Consider the following 13,853-nt stretch of genomic DNA (forward strand, 5'->3'; position numbering starts at 1 on the left):
GCATTCCTAGGACACAAAGTGTCATCCTAACCTCAGGCAGGCACTTCGTCCAACATCAGTCGTTGGCGCACCACATCTACCAGCTTGTCCGGCTGGAATTTGGAAAGGAAGTTGTCACAACCAACCTTCTTCACCATCGAGTCGTTGAAGCTGCCCGACAGTGAGGTGTGCAGCACCACGTAGAGCCCACGCAGGCGCGGGTCATTGCGGATTTCGGTGGTGAGGCGGTAGCCGTCCATCTCGGGCATTTCGGCATCGGTGAAGATCATCAGCAGCTTGTCGGTCATCACCTGGCCCGTGTCAGCCCAGGCCTTGAGCATGTTCAGGGCCTTGAGGCCGTCACTGGCGATGTGCATCTTCACGCCCAACTGGCCGAGGGTGTCACGCAACTGCGACAGGGCCACGTTGGAGTCGTCCACCAGCAGCACTTCGCGGCCACGGGCACGCTCCAGGAGCGGGTCTTCGAGTTTTTCCCGGGAGACCTTGGCGTTGTAGGGCACGATCTCGGCGAGGACTTTCTCCACGTCGATGATCTCCACCAACTGGTCATCGACCTTGCTGATGGCGGTGAGGTAATGCTGGCGCCCGGCGCTGGTGGGCGGCGGCAGGATGGCTTCCCAGTTCATGTTGACGATGCGGTCGACGCCGCCGACCAGGAAGGCCTGCACCGAACGGTTGTATTCGGTGACGATGATGGTGCTGTTGGGCCCCGGCACCAGAGGGCGCATGCCGATGGCCTGGGACAGGTCGATCACCGGCAAGGTCTGGCCACGCAGGTTGACCACCCCGCACACGAAGGGGTGGCGCTGGGGCATCAGGGTCAGCTTGGGCAGCTGCAGCACTTCCTGCACCTTGAACACGTTGATGGCGAACAACTGCCGCCCAGCCAGGCGGAACATGAGAATCTCCAGGCGATTCTCACCCACCAATTGCGTGCGTTGATCTACCGTGTCGAGAATGCCGGCCATTGAAAGCTCCTGGTGTACATGCAGGTGTGCGCTGAAGGGTGTGCGGTTCGTATAGACGGTTATCGGCGGCAAGCACCAAACCTTGACCCTGCTAAAATGCCATGCAAACACATTGATGTCACACTGACATCATGCTTTACTGCATTCACCTCACAACGAGCCCGCACGACACTCGAATCGGCGCGCGGTTCCACCTCGTAAGGGATTCCCCTATGCGCAATCAGGCCCAACCTGATATTCGCGATATCTAATAGCCATTAATGTGACGCCATTCTCATTGCATGAATGGAGTCAGGCTTTTGTTTGCCATCCCCAGCCCTTGGCCCATGGGCCTTTCAGGCACTCACGTATCGGCAACTGAAGTCGTGTCACCCCTCACACCCGGGGCTACATACGACTTTCGTGAGCATTTCAATAAACATCCTACTGGAATATCGGAAGCGGCCTACAAGTCCAAGTCGTGTTTCAGCGCTAGTTTTAAGCCATTCACCCGGTGCGACATCTCATCACCCGATCTTTTGTTAGGGAGACTTGCATGATGAACGACGGTAAGGAGTGGCAACTTGCATTTCCCGAGTTCCTGCACGAGGCTGAAAAGCTGTTGAACAAGTCAGAAGAGTGCTTGAGCCACCTGCATTTGATTCCAAACGACAGTGACGCCGTCGAGTGCATGAAAGTCAGCTTGAGCAAGCTCGCCGAGCGCGCGGACTGCCTGGCCTTGCAGGCGATCAGCGAGTTCTCCCGGAAAATTCAATACCTGATCGCCAATGCCGTGAGCCCCGTGCAATTGCATGATCAGGCGCTGGATGCCTTGCACGACTGCCTGACGCTGCTGGCCTGGCAACTGGAATTTATCGACCCCCGCACGGGCATACTGAGCCTGGATGACGGTGAGCAAAGGTCATTGATTGAGGCGGCTACCCTGCAGATTCCGCAAAAAAATCAAAACTACTCTGCGCAGCATGAGGTACGCCTGCAGTAAATATCAATTAGCCATCAACGCGATTGTTATACAAACCAACTTCGTTAATACAACTTTCCACTTTGGGATGACCGCCCAGAGTATTCGTGTGGGTCATACACCAATCAGGCGACCAACGGTAAGAGCGGTGGTACTATGCCCCGCTCGAAATGTTTTAACTTCACCCTGTTTAAAAAACGATTCGGCTGCGCATTCCAAACAGAGCCCGGTCAACCGGCCTCCCCGCAGTGAACCCTCATTGGCTCCATCCGCTATGTACGCCAGCCTCAAGTCACTTATCGCCAGGTCCGTGTTCCGCAGCGATGCCCGCCGCCTCATCCTTGCCCTGTGCCTGTGCTCTCTGTTGGCCAGCCTGTGGGCATACCTGCAAGGCGCGCCGCTGCCATTATTGATTCTGCTGCTCAACCTGGTCACCTTGGCAATGGTGGGCCTGCACCAGTGGTGCTCGCGCAAAGCCATCAAGTTCCAGCCCCAGGAACTGGCCGACCGCCTGCTGCAGGTCCAGGAAAACGAACGCCACCGTCTCAGCCGTGAACTGCACGACGACATTGGCCAACTGCTGACCGCCGCCAAACTGCAAGGCGAATGGCTGCAACGTCGCCTGCCCCAAGACCTGCAAAACCATTGCTCGGTGCTGTGCAACACGCTCAACGAAACCCTGGCTAAGGTGCGCGACGTGTCCGCGATCCTCAACCCTCGCCAGCTGGCAAGCCTGGGCCTGGAAGCCAGCCTGCGCGCGCACCTGCTCAAGACCTTGGAGAACACCCAGGTATGCTGGAGCCTGGAGTGCCAGCAACGACTGACCGGCATCCCCGAGGAAATGGCCGTGGCGGCCTTTCGCATCACCCAGGAAGCCGTCACCAACATGCTTCGCCATGCCCAGGCGCACAATCTGTTGGTGCGCCTGCAACGCCTGCCCGAAGGCCTGTCACTGGTAATCTGCGATGACGGCCTGGGTTTCTCGCCTGCCACCGACCCCGGTCGGGAGGGCCAACGGGGCATGGCCGGCATGACGGAGCGGGCCGATCAGCTGGGGGGCACCCTGACCGTCAGCAGCCAGCCAGGCAAAGGCACACGCATCAACGCACTTTTCCCCTGGGCGCCCCGCGCCCTCAAACGGGCCAGCCCCCCTAAGGTTCTCGAGTGACCTGCACCTTACTCCTGGTCGATGACCACGCGCTGATTCGCGCCGGCGTGCGTGCACTGATCCTGGATCTCCCCGGCTACAGCGTAATCGGCGAGGCCAGCGATGGTGCGCAATTGCTGGAGCAATTCAGTGCCCTGCAGCCGAACATCGTGTTGCTCGACCTGTCGATGAAACACACCGGCGGCCTGGATGCCTTGCAGCAACTCAAAAGCGCCTACCCCACGTGCAAGGTGCTGATCCTGTCGATGCACACCGATCCCGAGCTGATCATGCGTGCGCTGGAGGCTGGCGCCCACGGCTACCTGCTCAAGGACACCACCGCCAACGAGCTGGAGCACGCCCTGCTGGCCCTGCGTAACAACGAACGCTACCTGAGCCCCGCCATCGCCCACACGGTGATCAACCAGGCGCTGATCCGCAGCCAGGGCCCGAACGCCCCCGTCGCCCACAGCCATAACCTGACGGCGCGACAACTGGAGATCCTGCGCCTGATCGTCCGCGGCAAGTCCACCCGGGAAATCGCCCACGGCCTGGGCCTGAGCATCAAGACCGTGGAAGCCCATCGCTCGCAGATCATGAAGCGCCTGCAGATTTTCGACGTGGCGGGCCTGGTGCTATTCGCCGTGCGCGAGCAGATCATCAGCCTGGACGACTAACGGCGACCCCTGCGGCAGGTGCACGCGCAGGGCCTTGGGCAATGCCTCGAAATGCAGGTCATCGCCTTCCAGCGGCTCCCCATCGAGGTTGATATACAGGCCTTGCGCGACCTTGATATTGACCCATGGCAGGCGTGCGCGAACGAACATGGTGTCCAGGCCCCAGCCATTGTTCATCAATTCACGCAGGGTGCCGACCACTTCCTGGGGGGCCGGCAGGATACTGACGTCGAGCAATCCATCATCGGCCAATGCGCCGGGGCACAGGACATGCCCGCCACCGGCCTGACGACCGTTGCCGATGCCCAGCGCGAGCAGCTCGCCCTTCCAGTGAAAATCCGGGCCTTCCAGCTCCCCGTAGGCGGCCTTCAATTCACTGAAGCGCGACAAACCGGTGAACAGGTAGGCGGCACCGCCGAGGACTTTCTTCAGGTCTTCGGACGTGTTGGCCGTGACCTGGCTGCCGAAACCGCCGGTGGCCATGTTCAGGAAGATCTGCCCGCCCACCTGGCCAAGGTCGATAGCCCTGGGCTGAACGTCAAGCAAGGCCAATGCGCCAGCCGGTTCCAACGGCACGCCGGCGGCCTTGGCGAAGTCATTGGCGGTGCCCAGGGGCATCAGTACCAGGCTGGCATCGGTCTTGGCCAACGCCATGGCCTCGGCCACATCGCGCAGGGTGCCGTCGCCGCCACCGGCGATGATATGGGTATACCCGCCATCCAGTGCTTCGTTGACCAGGCGCTGGGCATCCCCGCCTTCCCAGGTCACTCGCACCGCCAGTTCCCAACCCTGCTTGCGCCTCGCCAGCACGGCGGCACGCACGTCCTCGTTCAGGGCTTGTTTGCCATGGAGGATCAACAGGGCTTTGGGGGTGGTCATTTGGGGGTATCTCCTGGGTCAAGGTGCTTGAAGGATGTTGACCCTTGGGGAACAGGAAAAGTCTGTGGTTGGAGAAAATTGATTGAAGTACACAGATCAAAAAGTGGGGGCTGGCTTGCCTGCGATGGCGGCGGTTCAATCGACAAAGATGTCGAAGGTGCCGCCCAAAGGTAACCACGATGCGAAGCGTGCCGCTCTTGATCTTGCTCTTGATCTGCTTTTGATCTCAGGCGCCCCGTTAAACCACGCTGGCCGGAATTCGACAGGGATTTGGGGGGTAAACCGGCAGGGATGCCGGTTTAGCCGCCCCGCGCCATGGATGGCGCGTGGCGGCGGCCCCCCAAATCCATGGCGAATTACGGGCACACCGAGCCTAAGCGAGGTGCCGAGTGGTGGAGCAAGAGCCCTTTGGTTACTTTGGGGCTCTTTTCCAAAGTGACCCGCTGTAAAAGCGGAACCAATAGCAGCCATTACCGCAGGAACGGATATGTACGCGGTCTGACCCGAGATCCTGGTCGGCTTTAAGGCCGTCTTCGCAGGCAAGCCAGCTCCCACATTTGGATCGCGGTGCGTCAGCTCGATCAGCGTCGGCTATCAGGCCGCCATCGCAGGCAAGCCAGCTCCCACATTTGGATCGCGGTGCGTCAGCTCGATCAGCGTCGGCTATCAGGCCGCCATCGCAGGCAAGCCAGCTCCCACATTTGGACTGCGGGGTGCCAGGTAGATAGAGGTGGGCCGCCAGGCCGCTATCGGGGCAAGCAAGCCCAGCCCCCCATCAGCTCTTGTGCAACTTACTCATCAACTGCGCCTCAGCCTGGGTCAACCCGCAGGACTGCGTCAGCTCATCCACGGTCGCGCCCATGCCCACCAGCTTGGCGGCCTGGGCGAACGACAGGTTCGAAGGATCGCGCTGCTCCAACTGCACCAACTTATCCGGCAATGGCGCAAGAATCGCGCGCAGTTCATGCACTTCATCCCCGACCCGCACGGCACTTTGCTGGAAGTGGTCGACCCGCTTGACCAGTTCCAGGATGCGCCGGTCGCGCACCACATCGCGTTCAGCCTGTTGCAGGGCCAACTCCCGTTGCTGGCGTACATAGCGCAGCAAAAACGCCAAGGTCCCGGCCCACAACAGGGCCAGGACAATCACCGCTGCCTCAAGGAACAATCAGATGCTCTCCAGTTCCGACCATTCTTCTTCGCTCATCATCTTGTCCAGCTCAACCAGAATCAACAGCTCGTTGTTCTTGTTGCACACGCCCTGGATGAACTTGGCCGATTCTTCGTTACCGACGTTCGGTGCGGTTTCCACTTCCGACTGGCGCAGGTAGACCACTTCGGCCACGCTGTCGACCATGATCCCGACCACCTGCTTGTCGGCTTCGATAATCACAATGCGCGTGTTATCGCTGACTTCGACCGTGTCCAGGCCAAAGCGCTGGCGGGTGTCGATCACGGTCACCACATTGCCGCGCAGGTTGATGATGCCCAGCACATAGCTTGGCGCACCCGGCACTGGCGCGATTTCGGTGTAGCGCAGCACTTCCTGCACACGCATGACGTTGATGCCGTAGGTTTCGTTGTCCAGTTTGAAGGTAACCCATTGCAGGATCGGATCATCCAAACCTTGTGCGGACGCTGACTTGTTCATCTCTCTGACCCCTTCAAGTGCCGTTCGACACGGCGTATAGGCTGCTCTGACCGCACTCGCGCACGGACCTTATTGTTCAATCAACTGCGTTTGTTCTGTGGCATCGCCTTGACTGCCCCGCTGGCGATCAACTCGGCCAGTTCGGCGACATCCAGCAAGGCGCACATGTGTTCGATCACGGTGCCCGCCAACCATGGCCGCTGGCCGCGATGGCTGCGCCATTTGATTTCATTCGGGTCCAGGCGCAACGAGCGGCTGACTTGATGCACCGCCAGCCCCCACTCGTAACCCTGCACCGAGATCACGTATTGCAAACCCTGGCGGAAGTCGTCGCGGTAGCGGTCGGGCATGACCCAGCGCGCGGTATCCAGCACCTTGAGGTTGCCGGCCTGGCTGGGCAGGATGCCGAGGAACCACTCCGGCTGGCCGAACAGCGGCGTCAGCTCGTGGCCTTCCAACGAATAGATCGAGCCCAGGCACACCAGCGGCACCGCCAGGGTCAACCCGGCGACGTCGAACAGCAGGCACTCGAACGGCTCGGCAGCCCATGAAGGGCGGCCATCGCCGGTCACGGGCGGCGGCGTGATGCTCGGCGGCAAATGCACGTCAACCAATGGCTCGACCACCATGGGCGCGACCGGGTCTGGCGTGACCGGCACCACCACAGGCGCAGCCTCGGCAAGTGCATCGCGGGCCTGCTCCTCGAGCACCGCCAGCTGGAATTCATCCAGCGTGCCGGGGGGTTCGACAGCAGGCTCCAGCACCAGGATCGGTTCCGGCAGCTCTTCCTCAGTCGCGTCCTGCAGCAAGGCATCCAAGTAGGTTTGCAGTGCCAGTTGCGGCCGGGTCTTGAGGTCGACGGGTCGGTTCATCACGCCACCTGCGCCACAAGCTGCTGCGACAGCAGATGCTTGAGCAACGCACGGTACGCCAGCACGCCACGGCTCTTGCCATCGAACTGCGACGGCGTGAGCCCGGCGCGGCTGGCGTCACGCAGGCGTGTGTCCACGGGGATATAGCCATTCCAGATGGTTTGCGGGTAGGCATCACGCAATACCCGCAGGGTGCCGAGGGACGCCTGGGTACGACGGTCGAACAACGTGGGCACAATGCTGAACGGCAGCGCCTGCTTGCGCGAGCGGTTGATCATCGCCAGGGTGCTGACCATGCGTTCCAGGCCCTTGACTGCCAGGTGTTCGGTCTGCACCGGAATCACCAGTTGCTGGCTGGCCGCCAAGGCGTTGACCATCAGCACACCAAGCAACGGCGGGCTGTCGATGATCGCGTAGTCGAACTCCTGCCACAGCTGCGCCAGGGTCTTGGCGATTACCAGGCCCAGGCCACTCTGCCCCGGCGACTGGCGCTCGAGGGTGGCCAGGGCGGTGCTCGAGGGCAACAGCGAAATGCTGTCGTTGCTGGTGGGCAGCAACAGTTGCCCAGGCAAATCCGCCGCCACGCTGCCCTTGTGCAGGAACAGGTCATAGCAGCTGTGTTCCAGCGCATCCGGGTCATAGCCGAAATAGCTGGTCATGGAACCGTGGGGGTCCAGGTCGACCACGACCACACGCTTGCCCGCCTCGGCCAGCAAGCCGGCTAAGGCGATGGAAGTGGTGGTCTTGCCGACCCCACCCTTTTGATTGGCAACTGCCCAGACTCTCATTCGGTTGGTTCCTCCCGGTGGGCATAGGCGCGACCGAGACATTGCATAAGGTTATTGAGCCGGTGACGGAGAATTGACGTTACTCGATCTGACCGGCGACTTGACTACGGGCGGTGCAGTTTGTGTGCCAGCACGCTTCAACGCCGCATCCGGGGTTGCATTGGCGGTGCCGGTGCCGGTCAGGCTGCGGCGTACATCCAGGTTGCGCGACACCACCAGCACGACCCGGCGATTGCGTGCACGGCCTTCCACCGTGGCGTTATTGGCCACCGGCTGGAATTCACCATAGCCCACCGAAGCCAGGCGCTGGGGGTTGACCCCCTGCATGGCCAGCATGCGCACGATGCTCGCCGCTCGGGCGGATGACAACTCCCAGTTGGTCGGGTATTGCGCGGTGCTGATGGGGAAATTGTCGGTGAAGCCTTCCACGTGGATCGGGTTTTCGAACGGTTTGAGGATCAACGCCACCTTATCGATGATGGTGAACGCCTGGTCGCTCGGCAGCGCATCGGCGCTGGCGAACAACAGGCTGGAGTTCAGCTCGATCTCCACCCACAGCTCGTTGCCGCGTACGGTCATCTGGTTGGAGCTGATCAGGTCGCCAAACGCGGCACTGATATCGTCGGCGATGCTTTTCAGCGGGTCGCTGGTGCCACCGACGCCGGCGGCGGTTTCATCGCTGTCGTTGACCAGCGGCTTGGCCGGGGTGACGGTCTTGGGCCGCTCGTCGCCAATGGGAATCGGCTTGAGGGCACGTTCGGTATCGTTGAACACGCCCACCAGCGCCTGGGAAATGATCTTGTATTTGCCTTCGTTGACCGACGAGATGGAGTACATCACCACAAAAAACGCGAAAAGCAAGGTGATGAAGTCCGCGTAGGACACCAGCCAGCGTTCATGGTTGACGTGTTCCTCGGGCTCGCGACGGCGACGGCTCACTGGCAGCTCCTTCCCATCAATCCATGAAGCCCTGGAGCTTCAATTCGATGGAGCGCGGGTTCTCGCCCTCGGCGATCGACAGGATGCCTTCAAGCAGCATCTCGCGATAACGCGACTGGCGCATGGCAATCGACTTGAGCTTGCTGGCCACCGGCAGCAGCACCAGATTGGCACTGGCCACGCCGTAGATGGTAGCGACAAACGCCACGGCGATGCCGCTGCCCAGCTGCGAGGGGTCGGCCAGGTTGCCCATCACGTGGATCAGGCCCATCACCGCACCGATGATACCGATGGTCGGCGCGTAGCCGCCCATGCTTTCAAAGACTTTGGCGGCGTTGATATCACGGCTTTCCTGGGTGTAGAAATCCACCTCGAGAATGCTGCGGATCGCTTCCGGCTCGGCGCCGTCCACCAGCAATTGCAGGCCTTTGCGGGCGTAGTTGTCGGGCTCGGCATCGGCCACGCCTTCCAGGCCCAGCAGGCCTTCCTTGCGTGCGGTGAGGCTCCAATTGACCACGCGGTCGATGCCGCCTGGCAGGTCGACCCGTGGCGGGAAAATGATCCACACCAGAATCTGCATGGCACGCTTGAACGAGCTCAGCGGCGACTGCAACAACGCCGCGCCCACGGTGCCGCCGATCACGATCAGCGCCGCCGGGCCATTGGCCAAGGCGCCAAGGTGGCCGCCTTCCAGGTAGTTGCCGCCAATGATCGCGACAAACGCCATGGTAATGCCGATCAGGCTCAAGACATCCATCAGAGGCAGGCCTCCACCAGATGCTTGCCGATGTCATCCAGGCTATAGACCGCGTCGGCCAGGTCAGCCTTGACGATGGCCATCGGCATCCCATAAATCACGCAACTGGCCTCGTCCTGGGCCCAGATGGTACTCCCACCCTGCTTGAGCAGGCGTGCGCCTTCACGGCCGTCGGCGCCCATGCCGGTAAGCACCACCGCCAGAACTTTGTCACCGTAGGACTTGGCCGCCGAACCAAAGGTGATATCCACGCACGGCTTGTAGTTCAGGCGCTCGTCGCCCGGCAGGATCTTGATGGCGCCACGGCCATCCACCATCATCTGCTTGCCACCCGGGGCCAGCAGCGCCAGGCCAGGGCGCAGAATGTCGCCATCCTCGGCTTCCTTGACGGTGATGCGGCACAATTTGTCCAGGCGCTCGGCGAATGCCTTGGTGAACGCGGCGGGCATGTGCTGCACCAGTACGATTGGCGCCGGGAAGTTGGCCGGCAATTGCGTCAATACCCGCTGCAAGGCCACCGGGCCGCCGGTGGAGGTGCCGATGGCGACCAGCTTGTAAGCCTTGCGCTTGGGCGCTGGCGAATGAGCACTCGGTGCCGCTGCGGTACGTACCGGCGCCACCGCAGGCCGAGCCACGGGCGCAGGCGCCGGGCGTGCAAACGACGAACTCGGCGCAGGCGCTGCGGGCGCAGGTGCCGCTGCCGGCGCAGGTGCGCTGAACAGGCTGCGACGGTTACTGCGGGAAATGCTGTGCACCTTCTCGCACAGCATCTGCTTGACCTTCTCGGGGTTGCGCGAGATGTCCTCGAAATTCTTCGGCAGGAAGTCCACCGCGCCGGCGTCCAGTGCGTCGAGGGTCACTCGCGCGCCTTCGTGAGTCAGCGAGGAAAACATCAATACCGGGGTGGGGCAGCGCTGCATGATATGACGTACGGCCGTGATGCCATCCATCATCGGCATCTCGTAGTCCATGGTAATCACGTCCGGCTTCAAGGCGATGGCTTGATCGATCGCCTCTTTGCCGTTGGTGGCCGTGCCGACCACCTGGATCGTTGGATCGGCGGAAAGAATTTCCGAGACGCGGCGGCGGAAGAAACCCGAATCGTCCACCACCAGGACCTTGACTGCCATAAACACTCCGTTAGGCGGGGCGGGCATGACCGCCCTGCCCCACCAGAATCAAATACGCCGTGCGGCGTAACGCTTGAGCATGCTCGGAACATCGAGAATCAGCGCAATGCGACCGTCACCGGTGATGGTGGCGCCCGACATGCCCGGGGTTCCCTGCAGCATCTTGCCCAAAGGCTTGATCACCACTTCTTCCTGGCCCACCAGCTGGTCGACCACAAAGCCGATGCGCTGGGTGCCCACGGACAGAATCACCACATGGCCTTCGCGCTGTTCTTCATGGGCAGCCGAAGCCACCAGCCAGCGCTTGAGGTAGAACAGCGGCAACGCCTTGTCGCGCACGATCACCACTTCCTGGCCGTCCACCACGTTGGTGCGCGACAGGTCGAGGTGGAAGATCTCGTTGACGTTGACCAGCGGGAAGGCGAACGCCTGGTTGCCCAGCATCACCATCAGGGTCGGCATGATCGCCAGGGTCAACGGCACCTTGATGACGATCTTGGAGCCTTGGCCCTTGGTCGAGTAGATATTGATCGAGCCGTTGAGCTGGCTGATCTTGGTCTTCACCACGTCCATGCCCACGCCACGGCCGGACACGTCGGAGATCTCGGTCTTGGTCGAGAAGCCTGGGGCGAAGATCAGGTTGTAGCACTCGGTGTCGGTCAGGCGGTCGGCGGCGTCCTTGTCCATCACGCCGCGCTTGACGGCGATGCCCCGCAGGATGTTCGGGTCCATGCCTTTGCCATCATCGGTGATCGACAGCAGGATATGGTCGCCTTCCTGCTCCGCCGCCAGGATCACTTTGCCGTTGCGGGACTTGCCCGAGGCTTCGCGTTCTTCCGGGGTTTCGATGCCATGGTCGACGGCGTTGCGCACCAAGTGGACCAGCGGGTCGGCCAGGGCCTCGACCAGGTTCTTGTCGAGGTCGGTTTCTTCGCCCACCAGCTCCAGGTTGATTTCTTTCTTGAGCTGGCGCGCCAGGTCGCGGACCAGGCGCGGGAAACGGCCGAAGACTTTCTTGATCGGCTGCATCCGCGTTTTCATCACGGCGGTCTGCAAGTCAGCGGTGACCACATCGAGGTTCGATACGGCCTTCTGCATGGCTTCGTCGCCGCTGTTCAGGCCCAGGCGCACCAGGCGGTTACGCACCAGCACCAGTTCGCCGACCATGTTCATGATGTCGTCCAGGCGTGCGGTATCCACGCGCACGGTGGTTTCGGCTTCACTGGCGGGCTTTTCCGCCGCCGCCGGCGCCGCTGCACGCGCAGGTGCCGGGGCAGCCGCTGGGGCTGGGGCTGGCTTGGCGACCGGCGTGGCAGCTTTGGCGGCAACCGGTGCGGCGGCGACCGCAGCTGCGGCAGCCGGGGCCACCTCGGTGAACTTGCCTTTGCCGTGCAACTCGTCCAGCAAGGCTTCGAACTCGTGATCGGAGATCAGTCCGTCGCCGGCCGGTGCGGCGCTGCTGGCCGCTGGAGCCGCTGGAGCCGCTGGAGCTGCGGCGGCAGTGGCGGCGGCAGTGGCGGCGACTTCCGGCAGGGCGTCGGCTACAAACGTGCCTTTGCCATGCAGCTGGTCGAGCAGTGCCTCGAATTCATCGTCGGTAATGTCGGTGCTGGCGTTGGCTGCCGGTGCTTCTGGCGCAGCGGGCGCCACGGCATCGGCTGCGAACTGGCCTTTGCCATGCAACTGGTCGAGCAGGGATTCAAATTCTGCGTCGGTAATATCTTCGCTGGTCGGCGTGGCCACAGGCGCAGCCGGGGCTTCGGCTTCGGCCTTGACCGCATTGAGCGAATCGAGCAGCTGTTCGAACTCGCTGTCGGTCACGTCCGCCTCGGCTTGCACCACAGGTTCCGGCTCAGCTTGTGCTACCGGCGCAGCCGCAGCCGGTTCAGCCAGGCGCGCCAGGGCCGCCAGCAGTTCCGGAGTGGCCGCCGTGATCGGCGCACGTTCGCGCACTTCGCTGAACATGCCGTTGACCGCATCCAGTGCTTCTAGAATCACGTCCATCAGTTCCGAGTCGACCTGCCGCTCACCCTTGCGCAGGATGTCGAACACGTTCTCGGCGATGTGACAGCACTCCACCAGCTCATGGAGCTGGAGGAAGCCGGCGCCCCCTTTTACAGTGTGAAAACCGCGAAAAATTGCATTGAGCAGGTTCGCATCATCCGGTCGGCTTTCCAGCTCGACCAGTTGCTCGGACAGTTGCTCTAGAATTTCGCCGGCCTCTACAAGGAAATCCTGAAGGATTTCTTCATCGGCGCCGAAGCTCATGGGTGTGCTCCTTAGAAGCCTAAACTGGATAACAGGTCATCTACGTCATCCTGACCTGACATAACGTCTTCACGTTTATCGGCATGAATCTGCGGACCTTCACCCTTGGCGAGATGTTTTTGTGGATCTTTTTCCGAGAGGATCGCTTCACGGTCATGCTCGATGCCGGCAAAACGGTCGACCTGGCCGGCCATCAGCACCAATTTGAGCAGGTTGCTTTCCACTTCGGTGACCAATTGGGTCACGCGCTTGATCACCTGGCCGGTGAGGTCCTGGTAATCCTGGGCCAGCAGGATGTCGTTGAGGTTGCTGGCCACCGTGCGGTTTTCCTGTTCGCTGCGCGACAGGAAACCCTCGACCCGACGGGCCAATTCACGAAACTCTTCAGCCCCCACTTCACGGCGCATGAAGCGGCCCCAGTCAACGCTCAAGGCCTGGGCTTCGCTGGCCATGCCGTTGACCAGCGGCGTGGCGTTTTCCACCAGGTCCATGGTGCGGTTGGCCGCCGCCTCGGTCAGCCTGACCACATAGGACAGGCGTTCGGTGGCGTCGGTGATTTGCGAAATCTCTTCGGCCTGGGGCATGCGCGGGTCAATCTGGAAATTGACGATCGCACTGTGCAGCTCGCGTGTGAGCTTGCCCACTTCCTGGTACAGGCCGCGATCACGGGTCTGGTTAAGCTCATGGATCAACTGCACCGCATCGGCGAACTGGCCTTTTTCCAGACTGTCGACCAAGCGGTGTGCATGTTTTTTCAGGGTCGACTCGAAGTCGGCCTGCGATGATTCGTTATGCTCCATAGCTCCCCCGTGGCAG

At 61.5% G+C, this 13,853-nt stretch carries 14 protein-coding genes; 3 read left to right on the forward strand and 11 right to left on the reverse strand.

Going from position 1 to position 13,853, the window contains the following annotated elements; all coding sequences use genetic code 11:
- Window positions 1-32: 32 nt before the first annotated feature.
- Window positions 33-968 (reverse strand): chemotaxis protein CheV, encoded by a 936-nt coding sequence (locus tag TU73_RS08120; RefSeq protein WP_057011766.1) that lies wholly within the window; start codon window positions 966-968, stop codon window positions 33-35.
- 535 nt (window positions 969-1,503) lie between these two features.
- Here TU73_RS08120 and TU73_RS08125 point away from each other — a divergent pair.
- From TU73_RS08125 to TU73_RS08135, 3 genes are all read left to right on the forward strand, one after another.
- Window positions 1,504-1,950 carry a hypothetical protein gene (locus TU73_RS08125; protein ID WP_057011767.1) on the forward strand — a complete coding sequence of 149 codons (447 nt, stop codon included), beginning with the start codon at window positions 1,504-1,506 and terminating at the stop codon, window positions 1,948-1,950.
- A 253-nt stretch (window positions 1,951-2,203) separates the two neighbouring features.
- The gene (locus TU73_RS08130; RefSeq protein ID WP_057011768.1) at window positions 2,204-3,097 is read left to right on the forward strand and encodes a sensor histidine kinase; all 894 of its coding nucleotides are present in this window, start codon (window positions 2,204-2,206) and stop codon (window positions 3,095-3,097) included.
- The gene (locus TU73_RS08135) at window positions 3,094-3,753 is read left to right on the forward strand and encodes a response regulator transcription factor (RefSeq protein WP_057011769.1); all 660 of its coding nucleotides are present in this window, start codon (window positions 3,094-3,096) and stop codon (window positions 3,751-3,753) included. The genes TU73_RS08130 and TU73_RS08135 overlap by 4 nt, the downstream gene beginning before the upstream one ends.
- On the opposite strand, the gene yegS is transcribed toward TU73_RS08135, so the two are convergent.
- From yegS to TU73_RS08185, 10 genes are all read right to left on the reverse strand, one after another.
- Entirely contained in the window at window positions 3,712-4,632 is a 921-nt protein-coding gene (yegS, locus tag TU73_RS08140; RefSeq protein WP_057011770.1) for a lipid kinase YegS, read from the reverse strand. The two genes, TU73_RS08135 and yegS, sit on opposite strands and share 42 nt — an antisense overlap.
- 775 nt (window positions 4,633-5,407) lie before the next feature.
- Entirely contained in the window at window positions 5,408-5,800 is a 393-nt protein-coding gene (locus TU73_RS08145) for a DUF2802 domain-containing protein (RefSeq protein ID WP_057011771.1), read from the reverse strand.
- Window positions 5,801-6,283 carry a chemotaxis protein CheW gene (locus tag TU73_RS08150; RefSeq protein WP_005790025.1) on the reverse strand — a complete coding sequence of 161 codons (483 nt, stop codon included), beginning with the start codon at window positions 6,281-6,283 and terminating at the stop codon, window positions 5,801-5,803.
- An 80-nt stretch (window positions 6,284-6,363) separates the two neighbouring features.
- A complete protein-coding gene (locus tag TU73_RS08155) occupies window positions 6,364-7,155 on the reverse strand; it encodes a CheW domain-containing protein (protein ID WP_057011772.1) in 792 nt (263 codons plus the stop codon).
- The gene (locus tag TU73_RS08160) at window positions 7,155-7,943 is read right to left on the reverse strand and encodes a ParA family protein (protein WP_057011773.1); all 789 of its coding nucleotides are present in this window, start codon (window positions 7,941-7,943) and stop codon (window positions 7,155-7,157) included. The genes TU73_RS08155 and TU73_RS08160 overlap by 1 nt, the downstream gene beginning before the upstream one ends.
- Before the next feature lie 51 nt (window positions 7,944-7,994).
- Entirely contained in the window at window positions 7,995-8,882 is an 888-nt protein-coding gene (motD, locus tag TU73_RS08165; RefSeq protein ID WP_057011774.1) for a flagellar motor protein MotD, read from the reverse strand.
- Between the two features lie 16 nt (window positions 8,883-8,898).
- The gene (locus TU73_RS08170; protein WP_043051091.1) at window positions 8,899-9,639 is read right to left on the reverse strand and encodes a flagellar motor protein; all 741 of its coding nucleotides are present in this window, start codon (window positions 9,637-9,639) and stop codon (window positions 8,899-8,901) included.
- Window positions 9,639-10,769: a protein-glutamate methylesterase/protein-glutamine glutaminase gene (locus tag TU73_RS08175; RefSeq protein WP_057011775.1), complete on the reverse strand. Its 1,131-nt coding sequence runs from the start codon at window positions 10,767-10,769 to the stop codon at window positions 9,639-9,641. The genes TU73_RS08170 and TU73_RS08175 overlap by 1 nt, the downstream gene beginning before the upstream one ends.
- Before the next feature lie 48 nt (window positions 10,770-10,817).
- Window positions 10,818-13,037 (reverse strand): chemotaxis protein CheA, encoded by a 2,220-nt coding sequence (locus TU73_RS08180; protein WP_057011776.1) that lies wholly within the window; start codon window positions 13,035-13,037, stop codon window positions 10,818-10,820.
- A gap of 11 nt (window positions 13,038-13,048) precedes the next feature.
- A complete protein-coding gene (locus TU73_RS08185; RefSeq protein WP_043049702.1) occupies window positions 13,049-13,837 on the reverse strand; it encodes a protein phosphatase CheZ in 789 nt (262 codons plus the stop codon).
- Between the last annotated feature and the right edge of the window lie 16 nt (window positions 13,838-13,853).

This window comes from Pseudomonas libanensis (genome assembly GCF_001439685.1).
GTDB lineage: Bacteria > Pseudomonadota > Gammaproteobacteria > Pseudomonadales > Pseudomonadaceae > Aquipseudomonas > Aquipseudomonas libanensis.